The sequence below is a fragment of the Bacillus sp. lyk4-R2A-2 genome, from assembly GCF_030209735.1.
GTDB classification, from domain to species: Bacteria; Bacillota; Bacilli; order Bacillales; family Bacillaceae; genus Bacillus; species Bacillus pumilus.
Map to the genome: position 1 here is coordinate 517170 of NZ_JARVRK010000004.1, position 17476 is coordinate 534645.

A 17476-nucleotide genomic window follows, 5' to 3' on the forward strand; every position below is an offset into this window, starting at 1 on the left:
TTGGGACAAATTATGATAAGAAAATGGCGTGTTTATTCACTGTTTCTCTTATTGACGCTCGTTTTGGCGGGCTGTGGTGAACCATACTTATCAACACTCAAACCAGTTGGGGAAGTAGCAGATAAACAATTTTTCCTAACGGTACTGAGTACACTCATTATGGTTCTTGTCGTCATTGTTGTATCGATCATTTTCTTTTACGTCATCATTAAATTCAAACGTTCTAAAGTTGGAGAAGATACGATTCCAAAGCAGGTGGAAGGGAACCGTAACCTAGAAATTACGTGGACAGCGATTCCGATTCTTCTCCTCATTATTCTCGTTGTGCCTGTTGTGGCATACACGCTTGAGCTTGGGGATACAAGCGCTATGGATAAGAAAAAACGAGATCCTGAAAAGACACTTGTTGTCAATGTAAGAGCCAGTTTATATTGGTGGGAATTCGAATACCCTGATTATGGGATTGTCACGAGTCAGGAATTGATTGTACCGACAGATCAAAAGGTCTACTTCAAGCTGAAAGCATCTGATGTGAAACACTCTTTTTGGGTTCCATCGGCTGGCGGTAAAATTGATACAAACACAGACAATGAAAACAAGTTTTATTTAACCTTTGATTCAAAACGAACGAAAGATGCAGGAGAATATTTCTACGGGAAATGTGCGGAGCTTTGCGGTCCCTCGCATGCTTTAATGGACTTTAAAGTTAAAACGCTTTCTCAAGATGAGTTTTTAGGATGGACGAAAAAAATGGCTGATTACAAGAAGCCTACATCCACAAAAGATCTTGCCCTTGAAGGTGAAAAATTATTTAAAGAGAAAAACTGCTTGAGCTGTCACGCAGTAGAGCCTGGGGACGAACGGCCGGAAGCAGCAAGGACAGCACCAAACCTTGCAACCTTCGGAGAGCGAACGAAAGTAGCTGGAATTAAAGACATGAACAAAGAAAACGTGAAAGCATGGCTGAAAGATCCAGAGAGCTTTAAACCAGGAAATAAAATGACAGGGACGTACCCTAAATTAAATGACTCAGAAGCAGATGCACTTTATGAGTATTTAAAAGGACTTAAAATCGAGTAATTTCTAATAGGAATGTGTAAGAGGGTATGTAATCGATGTGAAGTTTTTGTTAAGAGCTCCCGAATATGTCTCTACAACCAAGAAGTAGCCATCTGTCAGACACAGTCTGTGTAAAGTTAAAACATCTATATGAAAAGGGGCAAATGGGAGATAAGAGGGGGATTTCATGGTGAGTACTATAGCTAAAAAGCGGGGGTTTGGCGCTGTCTTATGGGATTACTTGACGACGGTTGACCACAAAAAAATTGCCATACTATATTTAGTGGCAGGGGGATTTTTCTTTTTAATTGGCGGCCTGGAAGCGATGATAATCCGTATTCAGCTAGCCATCCCAGAAAATGATTTTGTAAGTGCAGGGTTTTACAATGAAGTCATGACGATGCATGGAACAACGATGATTTTCCTTGCAGCAATGCCGCTTTTATTTGCATTAATGAATGCGGTTGTACCTATTCAAATTGGTGCACGTGACGTAGCGTTTCCATTTGTGAATTCACTTGGTTTTTGGCTGTTCTTTTTCGGAGGAATTTTCTTAAATCTTGGATGGTTTATGGGCGGGGCACCTGATGCAGGCTGGACTGCATACGCTTCGCTCACGCTGAATTCAGAAGGACACGGCATGGATTTCTATATTTTAGGGTTGCAGATAGCGGGTATTGGTACGCTAATTGCCGGAATCAACTTTCTTGCAACGATTATTAATATGAGAACGCCTGGTATGACGTATATGAGAATGCCGCTCTTTACTTGGACGACATTTGTCGCCTCAGCACTGATTTTATTCGCATTCCCGCCGCTTACTGCAGGGCTTGCGATGCTGATGCTTGATAGAATGTTTGATACGAGCTTTTTTAATCCAGAGCTCGGCGGAAATACAATCATCTGGGAGCATTTGTTCTGGATTTTCGGACACCCAGAAGTTTATATCTTAATCCTGCCAGCATTCGGAATATTTTCTGAAATCATTCCAGTGTTTGCAAGAAAAAGGCTGTTTGGGTATTCGTCGATGGTGTTTGCGACTGTATTGATTGGTTTCCTTGGATTCATGGTGTGGGCGCATCACATGTTCACAACTGGACTTGGTCCGATTGCCAATGCCATCTTTGCTGTAGCCACAATGGCGATTGCGGTGCCGACAGGAATTAAAGTATTTAACTGGCTGCTCACCATATGGGGCGGTAATGTGAAGTTTACAACGCCAATGCTGTATTCCGTTGCCTTTATACCGTCGTTTTTACTTGGCGGGGTAACCGGAGTCATGCTTGCAGCAGCTGCAGCAGATTATCAGTTCCATGATACGTACTTTGTTGTGGCGCATTTCCACTACGTCATTATCGGCGGGGTTGTATTCGGTATTTTAGCTGGTGTGCATTACTGGTGGCCGAAGATGTTTGGAAAAATACTGAATGAGAAGCTTGGGAAAATTGGCTTTGTGCTGTTTTTCGTCGGTTTCCATTTAACCTTCTTTATCCAGCATTTTCTCGGTCTTTGGGGCATGCCGCGCCGAGTCTTTACATTCTTGCCGGGTCAGGGGCTAGACCTTGGGAACTTGGTCAGTACGATTGGGGCACTGTTCATGTTTGTAGCTGTTGTCATCATGCTGATTAATATCATCTGGACGACAGCAAAAGGGGAGCGTGTATCGGGCGATCCTTGGGGAGATGGAAGAACGCTTGAATGGGCAGTGTCTTCACCTCCGCCAGAATATAACTTTAAACAGCTTCCGCTTGTCAGAGGACTAGATCCATTATGGATTGAAAAAATGGATGGTAAAAAAGGAATGACAGCATCTGAACCGCTCGATGATATTCACATGCCGAATAATTCCATCTTACCTGTCATTATCTCATTCGGTCTATTTGTGTCAGCGTTTGGCTTCATGTATCGTCAAGAGCATAGCTGGGGGCTTCCAGTGATTCTCATTGGTCTTGGCATTACATTTGCGACCATGCTGGTTCGCTCTCTTAAAGACGATCATGGGTACCATATTCACAAAGAAGATTTGACCGATGACGATGATAAAGGGGTGAAAGCATAATGGAACCACAAAAAATGACAGCAGAAACTTTTCCGGCTTCTCCTGAGAAAGCCACGTTAGAAGGAAAGAATAAGTTCGTCGGGTTCTGGTTGTTTCTTGGGGGAGAAACCGTTCTGTTTGCATCGCTCTTTGCCACGTATTTGGCGCTGAAAAACTCTAATGCAGGCGGAGCAAAAACAACTGATATGTTTGATCTCACGCTTGTCTTTATTGCCACGATGCTACTACTAACGAGCAGTTTAACGAGTGTGTATGCAATGTATCATATGAAAAACTTTGCCTTTAAAAAGATGCAGCTTTGGCTTGGTGTGACTGTGCTATTAGGTGCTTCATTTTTAGGGGTTGAGATTTATGAATTCTATCATTATGTGCATGCGTATGATTTTACCATTACCAGCTCAGCTCTTGGTTCCTCCTTCTATACACTTGTAGGAACTCACGGGGCTCACGTCGCCTTTGGACTTTGCTGGATTACCGCTCTTATGATTCGAAATATGAGACGCGGACTCGATTTATACAATGCGCCGAAATATTATGTGGCAAGTCTGTATTGGCACTTCATTGATGTTGTGTGGGTCTTCATCTTTACCGTTGTATATTTAATGGGAATGGTGGGATAAGAATGGGAAATAAAAACACAAATCAGTCTAAAGTCGATCTTGTATACCGTAAAAAGAAAAATGCCGAAGAAATGAAGCATCAGCTCATTTCTTTCGGCTTGATGATTGGATTAACCTTTGTTGCCTTTTTAACAATCGCTTCTGAAGACGTAGGAAACTGGTTCGCAGTACCATTTATTTTACTGCTTGCAGTTATTCAGGTGGCTTTTCAGCTTTATTATTTTATGCACATGAACCAAAAAGGGCATGAAACACCCGCATTGTTTCTTTACTCAGGTGTGTTTGTCGCGTTTATTACCGTATTAGCCTTTTTGACCATTATTTGGTGGTAAGCCCGCTTTGCCCTTGAAGGAGGCGCAGCAATGGAGAACTTAGAAATATTCGGATTTCGGGCATTATGGAGCCCTTACTATTTGACTAGTATTGTCATAGCAGCTGCTCTTTATCTGCTTCTTGTGACAAAGGGGAAGCATCGTGCGACGGTAAAAGAGAAAACGTTGTTTCTGACGGGGCTTGTTCTGTTATACGCCGTAAAAGGAAGCCCAATTGATTTAATGGGGCATATTATGTTTAGTGCACATATGGCGCAAATGGCAGTGCTCTATTTAGTCATTCCGCCTCTCCTTATTACAGGATTACCTGCGGCCATTTGGGAGCGGATCATACAAACACCAGGCATTCAGCAGATGTTTCGTGTGTTTTCCAAGCCTTTAATTGCATTGCTTGGGTTTAACGGCTTGTTTTCGATGTACCATATTCCGCTTGTGTTTGACTTTGTGAAAACAGATCCGTTTTATCATGCGCTGATGACAGTGGTCATTTTTATCGCTGCCTTTTTCATGTGGTGGCCGCTCGTTCATAAAGTCCAAAGTCAGCCTCAGATTACAGGCATTTTAAAGCTTGGTTATATCATGGCAGACGGGATATTAATGACTCCTGCGTGTGCACTCATCATGTTTAGTGAGGCACCGATCTATGCAACCTATTCTGATGCTGGTGCTTGGATACAGGCGCTGCATCTATGCGTACCGAGTGATACGCTGGCAGGTCTTGCGCTCACAGGTCCTGAAATGTTCCATACCTTGCCGCTGCTAGAAGACCAGCAGCTAGGCGCGATTTTGATGAAAATTATTCAGGAGATTGTGTACGGCTCGATCCTTGCTGTTGTCTTCTTTGACTGGGCAAGAAAAGAAAGAGCGAAAGATGCCGTACCAGATGCCCTGATTCCGAAATATGAATGAAAAAAGCACAGCCGGATGGCTGTGCTTTCGTTTATGCTTCTGCAGTCATTGCTTCTAGTTTTTCTTTCAGCTGTTCAAGCGTTTTTTTGCTTGATTGGATGAGAGACTTAGGGAAATCTTCGCCTTCGCCGTATTCAACACCGTGCGGATAATAATGTTTTCCAAGTAAAGGTGTAAGAAGCTGTATGTGTGCTCTTTTTGAACCTACATCTCCTTCGGTGGCGTAGCCGGAAATGCGTAAATAAAAGGTTCCCTCTACCATGTTAAACTTTCTGTCGTACGTCACACGCTCATAATCCCATTGATCGGCTCGTACAAATCCTTCACTTTCCATGATGAAATCTAATTTATTTAAGTCAGCTGCTACCTTTTCAATCCCCGTACCTTCAAACTTCACCCAAAACCCCTCCTTATAAAAATTCCCTTTACTGACAATCATAGTATGAAAGCGTTAAACTTTCAACTGTGAAAGGTATGTTCTTTTATAACCTGGTTACAGTAATAAAGAAAATAACAGATGGAGGAATCAACGTGAAAACGAAAAAAATTAAAGATATTATGACAAAAAAAGTAGTGACATGTCAGCAAGATGACAATACGTATGAAGCCGCAGTCAAAATGAGAGACGCAGACATTGGTGCCATTCCCGTGGTTAACGGAGATCAGCTCGTTGGTATCGTGACAGACCGTGACCTTGTACTCAGAGGCATTGCAGAAAAAAAGCCAAACTCACAGGAAGTAGGCTCGCTGATGACGAAGGAAGTACTGACAGCAGAAGAAGATGCAACGCTTGAAGAAATTGTCCGGCTGATGTCAGAGCACCAGCTTCGCCGCATTCCTGTTGTGAAGAACGGTGCATTAACAGGGATTGTCGCTCTTGGAGATTTATCCGTCGAAGATTTATCGAATGATCGCGCAGGAGATGCACTGACAGAAATCTCTCAGCAGGATCAAGATCATGGGCAAGGATTTCTTCATTAAGAGGGGCATATTTTAAATTCGTGTTAAATAGGCTGTATTGTCGTTGATAAATAGAGCGAGTTTTGTTTAAATGACAGTAGAAGGTACTTTTTGTACCTTGCCAATTTAACGGAGGTGTTTATTTGAAAACTGTGCTCAAAACACTCCTCATCCTCCTGATTATATCTGGAACGTACGTTCTGTTTATTCAATATGGATCTTCACCAGAAAAAGAAAACAGCAATGAACCGAAGGTGTCTAATGAAGAAACATCTAGCGATAAGCCGATCAACATCCCTAAAAAGGGGCTCATGTCCTTTATGGGGAAATCTTCAAACGAAGTGCTTAAACAGCTGGGAGAACCAGATCGCATTGATCCTTCTGCATATGATTATGACTGGTGGATATACAATCAATCGAAGAAGCACTATATTCAAGTAGGGGTAAAGGATAGTAAAGTGGTGACATTGTTTGCAACAGGAGACGGGCTCAATGTTGAACCGTTTAAAATCGGTCAAGCCACAAGTGAGGTATTTAAAAAAACACAAATTGCACCTTACATTCATGTAGAGGATGAACAAAATTCATACCGCTTTGAATTCTCAGAAGATGATATGAATACAAGACCTACCGTGAAAGTGGACGATGATGTATATGTTCAGCTTTACATGGATAAGTTTGAAAGCACCCTTTCAAGCATCAGGGCGTTTAACGCAGATACATTTGTGAAACAAAAGCCATACGAAGTCGTCTATCGTGGTCAATTGATAGAACCAGAGGCAATATCGGGTGAAAAATGGAAAGAGATCGAAGCTTCCAGTCAAAAACAAATTTTTGATATGACCAATATTATTCGTCATAAGTACAAACTGCCGATCTTAAAGTGGGATGATGAAACCTCTGAAGTGGCATTCATGCATAGTGAGGACATGAAAGAGAATCATTATTTCTCCCATGAATCTAAAAAATACGGTACGCTGAAAGACCGATTAGAAAGAGGCGAGGTGGCATTTCAGCTCGCAGGTGAAAACATTGCCTATAATTATGTAGATGGACCTGCAGCGGTAGAAGGCTGGCTCAATAGTGAAGGTCATAGAAAGGCGTTATTAAATAAAGATTACACACACCTTGGCGTCGGTGTGAAAGAAAAATACTACACCCAAAACTTCATTAAAAAAACATCTTAAACGAAAGCAGCTGCACCATCGCAGCTGTTTTTTTGATTGAAAAAGAGGCTCACCAAAATAACTGCTGATGTATATAGTATAGTAGGCATTTGTATGGGGGGTGAGGATATGACAAACAAGCAAAAACAAACATCCATTGATGAATTTAAACAATTCGTCAGACGCCATCCGAAGTTAATTCAAGAAGTGCAAACGCAAGAAAAAAGCTGGCAAAGTGTATACGAAAATTGGGTCATGTTTGGTGAGGAAGATGAGATGTGGTCTCCTTACCGGCAAACGCAATCTGGAGACGTGAAAGAAGAAAAAGACTCTAAGCCAAGTGAAGCGGGAAAAGCCGATTTTATGTCTAAAATGGTTTCTGCTGTGAAAAAAATGGACGCTGATCAAATGAATGAACAAATCAACAAAATGAGCCAGTCTATTTCCTCTTTACAAAGCTTACTCGGACAATTTTCATCAAATGGCTCAAAGAAAGGTTCATCTGGAGGCAGTCAGCACCCATTCTCCTTCAGGAAAGATTAAGTGAAAGGGGATGCTTTTGGTGCGGAAAGAAGTACTGGAGTTTGTCATGGCCGAAGAGGATCGAATCAAATTCATCAGACAGCGTCCTCTCTGGTACAGACAGCTGACTCGACATCCTGATAAGCTATCGTCCTTTGAATTAGATAAAATGAATTTTTACGAAAAAACCATTCCTCATCGTGTGAGTCAGTTGAGTAACAGTGTCCAAATGGCTGAAATGATGATTCAAATGTTCCAAGCAATGCGCAATCAAAATGGAGCCGGATGAGGCTTTTTTGAGTTGATTAAGATGTCTATTTCCTGAGCATCCTATAAAAGTAGATGAAAGGAGAATCAGATGATGAAATGGATGCTGTCAATATGCGCATTGCTTTTTCTTGTCACCGGGTGTCAAAGTCAACATGAAGAGAAGCAAGTCATAAAGCAAGATCCAGCTGTACATGTGATGCAGCAAGCCCAAAGCGAAATGAAGCAGCAAGGCTTTTTAAAATACAAAGTGCAGGGGTCTTCTGTTTATATAGAAAGTACACTGCAAGATTTTCATCTTGAGCCTACGCGACTAAAAAAGGATGAGAAGGCGGGATATTTTACAGTGTATGTAGACGGAAAACGTGCAGGCAATGAATATACTGCTGCATTTGTGGTCAAGCATCTCTCAAAAGGAAAGCATAAAATGACCGTTGTGCTCAATTCTCGTCATCCAGAATATAGGCAGAAAAGAGAGACATGGGATGTATTTGTGACGTAAAAGCATTTTCTGATCCATAGGTTTCGTGGTAAACTATGAATTGGAGGTGCATCATTTATGTATGCGACAATCGAATCTGTGGAGCTCCAAGAGGAAGCGAATCAATTGGCTGCCATGATTCTTCAGTCGGAGGAGGCTGAACATTACCGCAACTGCTTTAAGCGTCTCCAGCAAGACGAAGAAGCCCAACAAATTATTGCCCATTTTACAAAAGTAAAAGAGCAATATGAGGATGTGCAGCGGTTCGGCAAATACCATCCGGACTATAGAACGATCTCAAAGGAAATGCGTGAGGTCAAAAGAAAGTTAGATCTTCACGATACAGTGGTTGATTTCAAAAAAGCAGAAACAGCGATTCAATCCATCTTAGATGAGATTAGTATTGAAATCGGTCAAGCTGTATCAGCATATATCAAAGTTCCAACAGGGAACCCATATTTTGATGGTCTATCATCATGCGGCGGTGGCTGTGGATCTGGTGGCAGCTGTGGCTGTAAAGTATCTTGACGAGACTTGAATGTCTCGTCTTTTACATAATGACTGAAAAGAATTGAAAAAGCGGCAGGTGAAAAGATGGAAACCAAACGTCAAGGGATGGTCGTTTGGCTGCATTCGTTAAAGCAGTCAAAGGCGCTAAGAAAATTTGGAAATGTTCACTATATTTCACGGAAAATGAAATATGCAGTGATCTATTGTGATATGAATGATCTCGAGCGCCATATGGCTAAGCTCAGCTCATTGCCATTTGTGAAACGTGTTGAGCCTTCATATAAACCCTTTATTAAATTAGAGTACGAATCCAAATTGGACAAAGCAAAAGAGTATGATTATAAAGTGGGCTTTTAAAGACACAAAAAAACCCCCGCGGCATCACCCGCGGGGTCCTTCTATTCTTAATGAATCATTAAGGAGAAGGCAAAGGGAGAGGAGAAACCGGAGGAAGAACTTATGGGGAAACGTAAGTCTTCTCCGCGGTTGGCAACAGCACCACATCAGATGCTGTTATAAGTAGTATGACCCCGCTTTCCTTGATCTATACATAGTAAATGAATGAAAGTCCGCGCATTGTCCCCTGCGGAGTGTTGTGGTAAGATAATGTTGGATTTTTTGTCATACACAATAACCAATAGAAGCAAGCAGAAAAAGTGGTGGAAAAATGAGAGTCATCTCTGGAACGAGAAAAGGCCGCACACTTAAAGCGGTACCAGGTCAATCAACAAGACCGACGACAGATAAAGTAAAAGAATCGATATTTAATATGATCGGCCCGTATTTTGATGGCGGATGGGCCCTTGATTTATTTGCGGGAAGCGGTGGTTTAGGGATTGAAGCGCTTTCTAGAGGATTCGATCATTGCATATTCGTTGATCGAGATATGAAGGCGATTCAAACGATCAAAGGAAACCTCAATCAATTGGAGCTGATTGATCAAAGTGAAGTGTTTCGAAACGAGGCAAAGCGTGCACTTGCAGCCGTTGTGAAACGAGAGGAATCCTTTCAAGCGATCTTTCTTGATCCGCCTTACAAAGATCAACAGCTAAAAGCACTTCTTGACATGATTGACGAGCATGCCTTATTAACAGATGACGGCGTGATCGTGTGTGAGCATGATAAGGACGTTATACTGCCAGAGGAAGCTGGACAGCTTTACATATCAAGACAGGAACTGTACGGGTTGACTGGTATTACGATCTATAGAAAGCGGGGAAATTAAAGCATGGGGAACATAGCCGTTTGTCCGGGTAGCTTCGATCCAGTCACATTGGGCCATTTGGATATCATCAAAAGAGGTGCAAAGATCTTTGATGAAGTGTATGTATGTGTACTAAATAACTCATCCAAGAAACCGTTATTTACCGTTGAAGAACGGTGTGAGCTCATTCGCCAAGCGACGAAGGATCTGCCAAATATCAAAGTCGAATCCTTTCACGGTCTGCTTGTTGATTATGCGAAACAAAAAGAAGCCAAAGTCATTTTACGCGGATTAAGAGCTGTGACAGACTTTGAATATGAAATGCAGGGCACATCAATGAATAAAGTGTTAAACGATGACATTGAAACGTTTTTCATGATGACCAACAATCAGTATTCCTTCTTAAGCTCAAGCATTGTCAAAGAAGTAGCGAAATATGATGGTTCAGTCAAAGACCTTGTGCCAAAAGAGGTAGAAGAAGCGCTGATAGAAAAATTTAAAGGATGAGTGCACCGTGCACTCATCCTTTTTTTAATTTCTGATAGTATAGCGCCGTATACAAGATCAAGCTGCATAGCGTGATCAAAGGGCCAGCTGTCACAAGCTGATTCCAAAGCACACTGCTGTACATGACGACCTGCTGGCTTGCTTCAAAGGCACCTGCTGGGAGAGCCATGTCAGATCGAGAGACATAAAGAGGCTTGAACAATAAGAAGGCAAAAACAGCTGCATAAATCCCGTGAAGCAAACGAGCGAAGAAAAACGGTTTAAAGCGTATATCTGTTGCCGCCAGAATGCCAGCGACCTGAGCTTGAACAGAAAACCCGCTGAATCCTAATATAAAGCTGACGACAATCGTTTTAGCAAGAAGGGTGACTTCCTGTGACCCTGTCAGCTGACTTCCTAATGTGATTTCAAATAAACCGGCAATCATCGCAAGATCTAATTCTGGCGGAAGATGCATCGTTTGGAGCATATATCCGACCCCTATGGATAAGAGGTCCGTCACCTGAACAACTGACAGCATTTTGCTAAACACAGAAAATAAGATAATAAAGCCGCCAATCATAAAGAGTGTTTGGACTGATGACATGACCGCATCACTTAAAATTTGGCCGAGCGGTCTTTTCTCTGCGAGTCTTGCTGTATGAAGTGCGCTGAATGCCTCTTGAAACGGTGGGAATAAAATTTGCTTACGGCTTCTCAGATGTGCATCATGCCGCGCTTTATATCCTCGCATCGTCACCCCAACAGCGAGATTCCCTAAATAATGTGCGCAGGCCAAAACAATTCCTAAAGCTGGATGATGAAAAAAACCAACAGCCACCGCACCGAAAATAAACAATGGGTTCGATGAATTTGTAAAAGAAACGAGGCGCTCTGCTTCGATTTGTGTCAGTTGTCCTTCCTGCCTGAGTCTTGTGGTTAATTTCGCACCAGAAGGAAAGCCTGATGCCATTCCCATCGCTAGGACAAATCCGCCTACACCAGGCACTCGAAAGATGGGGCGCATAAATGGCTCTAATAATACCCCGACAAATCTGACAATCCCGAAACTAATTAATAGCTCGGACAAAATAAAAAAAGGAAGCAATGATGGAAATACAACCTCCCACCACATTGCAAGTCCATTTTTAGACGCTTGCAAAGAGGCTTGTGGATGTGTAATCACAGTTGCTGTTAAAAAGATAAAAAAAGCAGCGATGAACAGAGTGTTCCATTTTTTCATGGAGATTTCGCCCCTTGCCGTTATGATCTATTGGCGAGCTCGTGATCAAAAAAGAAAGAAACTAGCCGAGCCTGTCTTCTATTACTATACGAGCAGAAGGGGCATGTTTAGACCAATAGATTCGTATATATGCATAGAAAAGAGGAGGGTGGATTTTCATGAGGCGACCAGTCATCGGGCTTGCGTTAGGCTCTGGGGGTGCGAGGGGAATGGCACATATCGGAGTTTTATCTAGTCTTGAGAAACAAGGTATTCAGGTAGATATGATTGCTGGCAGCAGTATTGGCGCACTTGTTGGGAGCTTTTATGCGGCAGGACAGGACGTAGAAAAAATGAAAAAACTTGCACTTGTCTTCAGAAAAAAGTATTATGCTGACTATACACTGCCAAAAATCGGTCTTTTAAAAGGAAATCGAATTTTGCAGCTGATTCACACGTTTACATATGGGAAAAAATTCGAAGAATTAAAAATGCCCCTTGCAGTGGTTGCCTGTGACCTCGAGACAGGGGAGAAGGTCGTGTTTAAAAAAGGGTCTGTCTCACAAGCAGTCAGAGCAAGCATCAGCATTCCGGGCGTGTTTGTTCCTCATGAAATGGGCGGCAGACAGCTAGTGGATGGAGCGGTTGTGGACCGCATTCCTGTGTCTGTTTTAAAAGATATGGGCGCAGACCTCATTATCGCCTCTGATGTATCAAGAGTGAAAAAAACGGAAAAGGCGACGAGATTATCGGATGTGATTATGCAAAGTTTGGACATCCTTCAAAATGAATTGGTCCGTCATCAAACCATTCACGCTGATGTCATGATCCGGCCGAGGCTTGAAACATTTAGCTCGAGTGCGTTCGTGCAGGTGCAGGAGATGATTGAAGCAGGTGAGCTTGCCACAGATCAACTAACAGGTACACTGAAAGATGTCATTGATAAATGGGAGTGTTAATCGAATGAAAAAATTAAATATTCGCTGGCTCAGCTTTTTTGTCGTTATCCTTGTATTATGTGGCTTAACCTTTGTCAAACTGCCATATTACGTGACAAAGCCGGGTGATGCAACCGAGATTGCTCCCCACATTCAAGTAGACGGCGGATATGGCGAGAAGGGCAGCTTCTCTCTTATGACAATTAAAGTAGGTCCAGCCAATCCGTATACGTATTTGCTTGCGAAAATGAATAAATATGATGAAATCGTCCCAGAAGAAAATATTAAAGCGGACGGGGAGTCGGATCAAGATTATATGAAACGGCAGCTTCAGCTGATGAAAAGCTCGCAAGAAAATGCCATGATTGCAGCATATACAAAAGCAGGTAAAAAAGTAGATTACACGTTTAACGGCGTATATGCAAGCTACGTGATGAAAGGAATGCCTGCTTACGGCAAAATTGAAGTGGGCGACCGAATCAAAAGCGTTGATGGCAAGACCTATGATTCTGCTGATAAAATGGTTTCGTATATCAGCAGCAAAAAAGCAGGTACATCTGTCCGTTTTGTCCTTGAACGAAATGGCAAAGACATGACGGAGAAAGTGACGTTAAAACCATTTAAAGAAGAGCCGAATCGAGTTGGAATTGGCGTATCATTATTTACAGACCGAAATGTGAAAGTCTCACCTTCTATTAAGGTGGATATCGAAAATATCGGCGGCCCATCAGCAGGTCTTATGATGTCACTTGAAATTTATAACCAGCTGACAAAAGAAGACGAAACACATGGCTATGCGATTGCAGGAACGGGAACGATTGACGCCGATGGAACGGTCGGTCCAATTGGCGGAATCGATCAAAAGGTCGTGGCGGCAGATAAAGCAGGAAAAGATATATTCTTTGCACCGAATGATAAAGGTGATCCAAATTCAGACTATAGAAATGCTGTCAAAACAGCGAAAGATATTAAAAGTGATATGAAAATTGTGCCTGTAGATACAATGCAAGATGCCCTGAACTATTTAAACAAATTAAAAGAGAAAGCATCTTAATCAAAAAAGAGCAGCCTTCATAAAGGCTGCTCTCAGCATGTAGACAAACCTTTGCATTCTTTGTCAGGATTGCAAAGGTTTTCTATTATGCTGAAAAGAAGACAAAGGCTAAAATAAAGATCATTTTCGCCCTGTGTCAACAATTTGGAGCAGCCTTCCGCAAGGCTGCTTTTTTTGCTAAGACTGGAAGAGACCAGTCTCTTCATCATATCGGATCGGTGAGGTTTTAAATTCCGCTCCCGTTAAGTTCGTTTGCATCGGCTCACTAACGGGCAGGCTGAAGACGCGGGATGCGCGAATATCAAGATTAAGTGCGGGATGTGAAAAGGCAGACAGCTTACTGACGAGCGGCACGTCCAATTCTTTTTTCACAAGAGATAAGTATTGCTGCCCTTTCTTTGACATACCAAGTAAACGAATATAAGGCGCTTTTTTCTCTTTCAGCAGCTCATGCATGGCACTCTTTTTCACCCTCATTAAGAGATGTGTGTTCATCCGTTGCAGCCTCGTCCACGTATAGCGTTTTGTTTTCACAAGTGATAGATATTCCTCGTAGGAGGACGCATGTGTAATCGCCTTTTGCATGCGGTGTTCGATGCCTTCTTCGATTTCATAGATGCCTTCTAGTTCTGCCGTATCCATTGTGTGAAAAACGTGTTTTAAGAAGCTAAAGTAGGCTTCTTGTGTATGTAGAAGACCATATGAAGAATGATAGTCATGTAATTGCTTAAGCGTAGCTTCTGGGAGATAAGGGGCGACTGTTTCAAATGTACCATGATCTTTTAACGCTTTTCGTATACTTGTTGCGCTTGCGATTTTCTGATTTTCAGGTAGTTTATCATCATGATAACCAGATGAAATCCTTTGAGAGGTAAAGGGCTGCATGTGAGGGGATCTCTCCAAGATGGCTTTGACATAATGGAAACCTAAAATATTATTGGGCAGAGACAGATCCAGTAAGTGCTTAGGATCAATCACCTCTTGAAACGCAGCAGCAGCAGCAGCTGGATAACTAAGGCCCTCTTTTACTTTTCCTTTTGTGAAAAGGTCAATTTCTTCTTTTTTCTCATGCCAAGCACGAGCTGTTCGCTCGAATGCTTTGATGTCACCATCCTCGCTGCCGAAAAAAAGGGAGCGGCATTTTAAAGCATCTAGAATCGCCACAGCACCGTTTGCAAAGGTTTCTGCCTTTTGCACTGCGTATATGTATGGAAGCTCACATACAATGTCTACACCGTTTTGCAGTGCCATTTTTGTCCGCGCCCATTTTGAGACGATGGCAGGCTCACCGCGCTGGAGGAAGGAACCGCTCATGACGGCAATGGCAACATCTGAGGAGGTATGTGTTTTCGCCTGACGAACATGATAGGCATGTCCATAATGAAATGGATTATACTCGACAACGACTCCTGTTGCTTTCAATAGATGTTCCGCCTTTCTTGCTATGGTTAAATGGTCTATGCTACAGTAGCATAAGGGAAAAATGAAGCCCATTTTTTTCAGTGTAGGCATTCCGAGAACTGATGTCAAACAACGCTCTGACATCACAAAGGACTGTAAAGAAAAAATATTGACAAATAACATGAGGAAAGCTATAATCATGTTTGTTGCTCTTAGAGGTGATACAATTGAAATGGACAGTTTATCAGTTACATCAAAAAGCTAAAAACAGCTTCGATTTTCATGAGACGGTTGACTTAAATGAACTTACTAGCCTTCATTCAGATATACGTCGCATTTCACTGGTAGAGGTGAAAGGGACTGGAGTGATCGAATCAAAGCAAGTCGCATTTGATTTAACCATCACAGGTGAAATGACATTGCCTTGTTCAAGAACGCTTGTTGATGTAAATTATCCATTTGCGATTTCAACGAAAGAACTATTTGTACTTCATAAGACAGACGACATAGAAGATGAAGACGTTTCTATTGTAGAAGACGACATCATCGACTTAACGCCTTTAGTCAAGGAAGAAATTCTTCTTGAAGTGCCGATGCAAATCTTTTGCGACCAAACGGACGTAAAAGGTGCTGCACCACAAGAAGGGAATGACTGGGCGGTCATTTCGGAAGATGCACATCAAAACCGAATTGATCCGCGTCTGGAAGGCTTGAAGAAGCTCTTAGAAGAAAATAATGAATCTTAACTTAACTCTTTAAGGAGGTGGGAATAATGGCTGTACCTTTTAGAAGAACTTCTAAAATGAAAAAAAGATTGCGTCGTACGCATTTCAAACTACAAGTACCTGGTATGGTAGCTTGCCCAGAATGCGGTGAAATGAAAATTTCTCATCGTGTCTGCAAATCTTGCGGAACATACAAAGGCAAAGACGTAAAAAGCAACTAATGCTTGATAAAAAAACGTGAGGGAATTCTTCCCTTGCGTTTTTTTATTTGTCTATTTTTTAGGTTTCTCCCCTGCAAATAGTCTATCTACTCTAGTAGGCGCATATGATGTGGTATTCAGATTCAGGGGGGATGATCAATTGACGATTACAAGGCAGGACGCATGGACACAGGATGAAGATTTACTTTTAGCAGAAGTTGTCTTAAGGCACATTCGAGACGGAGGAACGCAGCTTTCCGCATTTGAGGAAGTCGGGAAAGCATTGTCAAGAACAGCGGCAGCATGTGGTTTCAGGTGGAACTCATACGTTAGAAAACAATATCAGGCAGGCATAGAGCTGGCAAAAAAACAGCGGAAAGAATTGCGCAAAAAAATAGGTATTCATTCCTCTGGTTTACCACAGCATGCGTTAACCATAGAAGAGAAGACTACTTCAAATCAGGCTGAATTGACCCTTCGAGAAGTGATTCAGTTTTTAGAGCAGCTTGAAAAAGAACCTGATGGACCTACTCATTTACGCGAAGAACTGGCAGATGCACAGCATCAATTGAAGTCACTTACAGAAGAAAATGAACACTTAAAGCGGCAATTAAAAATGACAGAAGAAGATTACCGGGCACTCATAGGTATTGTTGAAAGAGTCAAACAGAATATCAGCTTAAAAGAATATGCTAAATAAAGAGACGCCCCTCACAGAGAAAGGAGGGGCGTTTTGTGATCAGCCTTTAAGCGGATTCACCTGTATTTTTTTGAATATGTGCGGGCTCCCAGATGAGTGGATTTTCACCCTTATCGCGCTCCATATCATATTTGACTGCTTCAAAGCCCATTTTATCCCAAAAACCAGCAGATTTGACGCGCGGATTGGTCCGAATTGGCAATCCGAACGATTTAGCGAATTCAACAAGTGCTTCGCCGTACCCTTTGCGCTGATACCCAGGAAGCACTTCCAGCTTCCACAGCTCTAAATAATCATGGTTGTGGTTAAAATACGTTGTCGTTGAGCCGTCCACTTGATAAAGGCTCATACGTGCCACTAGCTTATCTCCAAAATAAACCCCATAAAATGGAGAGTTGCTGTCATTTTCAATCATATTGCTTTCAAGGTCTTCGAGCATGGATAGCTCTTGTATGCCGTATTCCTTAAATTGTTTAAATTCCTCTAACGTTTTGTAATTAATTAGAAGTCGTTTTACTTGTGCCATATGATCTTCCCCCTTACACACATAATGTCGACAGTGATGTCATTGAAGGCGTTTTCATCCCACCCGCCTCAAAAAGTTTTTACACTTATTATTATAGTTTTTAAATTAAAAAAATTCAATCGTAGCGCGCCATCT

General features: G+C 42.1%; 23 protein-coding genes. 19 read left to right on the plus strand and 4 right to left on the minus strand.

Features of this window, described 5'->3' with window-relative positions; translation table 11 throughout:
* Positions 1–12: 12 nt before the first annotated feature.
* The 5 genes from coxB (at position 13) to ctaG (ending at position 4979) form a co-directional block, all read left to right on the plus strand.
* Complete coding sequence (gene coxB, locus QRN39_RS05435; RefSeq protein ID WP_003212202.1) at positions 13–1080, plus strand: cytochrome c oxidase subunit II; 1068 nt, start codon at positions 13–15, stop codon at positions 1078–1080.
* A gap of 166 nt (positions 1081–1246) precedes the next feature.
* Entirely contained in the window at positions 1247–3118 is a 1872-nt protein-coding gene (ctaD, locus tag QRN39_RS05440; RefSeq protein ID WP_050945109.1) for a cytochrome c oxidase subunit I, read from the plus strand.
* On the plus strand, positions 3118–3738 hold the full coding sequence (gene ctaE, locus QRN39_RS05445; RefSeq protein WP_003210862.1) for a cytochrome c oxidase subunit III: 621 nt from the start codon (positions 3118–3120) through the stop codon (positions 3736–3738). Before ctaD ends, ctaE begins: the two co-directional genes overlap by 1 nt.
* 2 nt (positions 3739–3740) lie before the next feature.
* Positions 3741–4070, plus strand: a complete 330-nt coding sequence (gene ctaF, locus QRN39_RS05450) for a cytochrome c oxidase subunit IVB (RefSeq protein WP_003211520.1) — start codon at positions 3741–3743, stop codon at positions 4068–4070.
* Between the two features lie 30 nt (positions 4071–4100).
* A complete protein-coding gene (gene ctaG, locus QRN39_RS05455; RefSeq protein WP_212045833.1) occupies positions 4101–4979 on the plus strand; it encodes a cytochrome c oxidase assembly factor CtaG in 879 nt (292 codons plus the stop codon).
* A gap of 31 nt (positions 4980–5010) precedes the next feature.
* Here the strand turns inward: ctaG and QRN39_RS05460 are convergent, their stop codons facing one another.
* Positions 5011–5376: a YugN family protein gene (locus tag QRN39_RS05460; RefSeq protein ID WP_050945108.1), complete on the minus strand. Its 366-nt coding sequence runs from the start codon at positions 5374–5376 to the stop codon at positions 5011–5013.
* A gap of 161 nt (positions 5377–5537) precedes the next feature.
* Between QRN39_RS05460 and QRN39_RS05465 the strand changes: the two genes are divergently transcribed.
* The 9 genes from QRN39_RS05465 to coaD all read left to right on the plus strand — a co-directional run bounded on the left by QRN39_RS05465 (position 5538) and on the right by coaD (position 10596).
* Positions 5538–5960 (plus strand): CBS domain-containing protein, encoded by a 423-nt coding sequence (locus QRN39_RS05465; RefSeq protein ID WP_044142103.1) that lies wholly within the window; start codon positions 5538–5540, stop codon positions 5958–5960.
* Between the two features lie 122 nt (positions 5961–6082).
* On the plus strand, positions 6083–7126 hold the full coding sequence (locus tag QRN39_RS05470; protein ID WP_003212349.1) for a CAP domain-containing protein: 1044 nt from the start codon (positions 6083–6085) through the stop codon (positions 7124–7126).
* A 108-nt stretch (positions 7127–7234) separates the two neighbouring features.
* On the plus strand, positions 7235–7648 hold the full coding sequence (locus QRN39_RS05475) for a YlbD family protein (RefSeq protein ID WP_003212038.1): 414 nt from the start codon (positions 7235–7237) through the stop codon (positions 7646–7648).
* Between the two features lie 19 nt (positions 7649–7667).
* Positions 7668–7916: a YlbE-like family protein gene (locus QRN39_RS05480; protein WP_034619936.1), complete on the plus strand. Its 249-nt coding sequence runs from the start codon at positions 7668–7670 to the stop codon at positions 7914–7916.
* 72 nt (positions 7917–7988) lie between these two features.
* Positions 7989–8396 (plus strand): hypothetical protein, encoded by a 408-nt coding sequence (locus QRN39_RS05485; protein ID WP_050945107.1) that lies wholly within the window; start codon positions 7989–7991, stop codon positions 8394–8396.
* 57 nt (positions 8397–8453) lie between these two features.
* Complete coding sequence (gene ricF, locus QRN39_RS05490) at positions 8454–8903, plus strand: regulatory iron-sulfur-containing complex subunit RicF (protein WP_007499807.1); 450 nt, start codon at positions 8454–8456, stop codon at positions 8901–8903.
* A 66-nt stretch (positions 8904–8969) separates the two neighbouring features.
* Positions 8970–9242, plus strand: coding sequence for a YlbG family protein (locus QRN39_RS05495; RefSeq protein ID WP_003212137.1), 273 nt, complete (start codon positions 8970–8972; stop codon positions 9240–9242).
* Between the two features lie 310 nt (positions 9243–9552).
* Positions 9553–10110 (plus strand): 16S rRNA (guanine(966)-N(2))-methyltransferase RsmD, encoded by a 558-nt coding sequence (gene rsmD / locus QRN39_RS05500; protein WP_003211265.1) that lies wholly within the window; start codon positions 9553–9555, stop codon positions 10108–10110.
* Positions 10111–10113: 3 nt separating this feature from the next.
* The gene (coaD, locus tag QRN39_RS05505; RefSeq protein ID WP_044142001.1) at positions 10114–10596 is read left to right on the plus strand and encodes a pantetheine-phosphate adenylyltransferase; all 483 of its coding nucleotides are present in this window, start codon (positions 10114–10116) and stop codon (positions 10594–10596) included.
* A 13-nt stretch (positions 10597–10609) separates the two neighbouring features.
* On the opposite strand, the gene ylbJ is transcribed toward coaD, so the two are convergent.
* Complete coding sequence (ylbJ, locus tag QRN39_RS05510) at positions 10610–11818, minus strand: sporulation integral membrane protein YlbJ (RefSeq protein ID WP_284906393.1); 1209 nt, start codon at positions 11816–11818, stop codon at positions 10610–10612.
* A 158-nt stretch (positions 11819–11976) separates the two neighbouring features.
* On the opposite strand from ylbJ, the gene QRN39_RS05515 reads away from it, so the two are divergent.
* Both QRN39_RS05515 and QRN39_RS05520 read left to right on the plus strand, forming a co-directional pair.
* Positions 11977–12756: a patatin-like phospholipase family protein gene (locus QRN39_RS05515; RefSeq protein ID WP_284906395.1), complete on the plus strand. Its 780-nt coding sequence runs from the start codon at positions 11977–11979 to the stop codon at positions 12754–12756.
* Positions 12757–12760: 4 nt separating this feature from the next.
* Positions 12761–13789 (plus strand): SepM family pheromone-processing serine protease, encoded by a 1029-nt coding sequence (locus QRN39_RS05520; RefSeq protein ID WP_050945105.1) that lies wholly within the window; start codon positions 12761–12763, stop codon positions 13787–13789.
* 177 nt (positions 13790–13966) lie between these two features.
* Here QRN39_RS05520 and QRN39_RS05525 read toward each other — a convergent pair whose 3' ends face one another.
* Complete coding sequence (locus QRN39_RS05525; protein ID WP_284906397.1) at positions 13967–15211, minus strand: nucleotidyltransferase; 1245 nt, start codon at positions 15209–15211, stop codon at positions 13967–13969.
* 206 nt (positions 15212–15417) lie between these two features.
* Between QRN39_RS05525 and QRN39_RS05530 the strand changes: the two genes are divergently transcribed.
* From QRN39_RS05530 to gerR, 3 genes are all read left to right on the plus strand, one after another.
* Positions 15418–15936 carry a YceD family protein gene (locus QRN39_RS05530; protein ID WP_137054671.1) on the plus strand — a complete coding sequence of 173 codons (519 nt, stop codon included), beginning with the start codon at positions 15418–15420 and terminating at the stop codon, positions 15934–15936.
* A 26-nt stretch (positions 15937–15962) separates the two neighbouring features.
* On the plus strand, positions 15963–16136 hold the full coding sequence (gene rpmF, locus QRN39_RS05535; RefSeq protein ID WP_008354700.1) for a 50S ribosomal protein L32: 174 nt from the start codon (positions 15963–15965) through the stop codon (positions 16134–16136).
* A gap of 139 nt (positions 16137–16275) precedes the next feature.
* On the plus strand, positions 16276–16815 hold the full coding sequence (gene gerR, locus QRN39_RS05540) for a sporulation-specific transcriptional regulator GerR (RefSeq protein WP_050945104.1): 540 nt from the start codon (positions 16276–16278) through the stop codon (positions 16813–16815).
* Between the two features lie 46 nt (positions 16816–16861).
* On the opposite strand, the gene QRN39_RS05545 is transcribed toward gerR, so the two are convergent.
* Positions 16862–17341 (minus strand): N-acetyltransferase, encoded by a 480-nt coding sequence (locus tag QRN39_RS05545; protein ID WP_137054670.1) that lies wholly within the window; start codon positions 17339–17341, stop codon positions 16862–16864.
* Positions 17342–17476 lie beyond the last annotated feature (135 nt).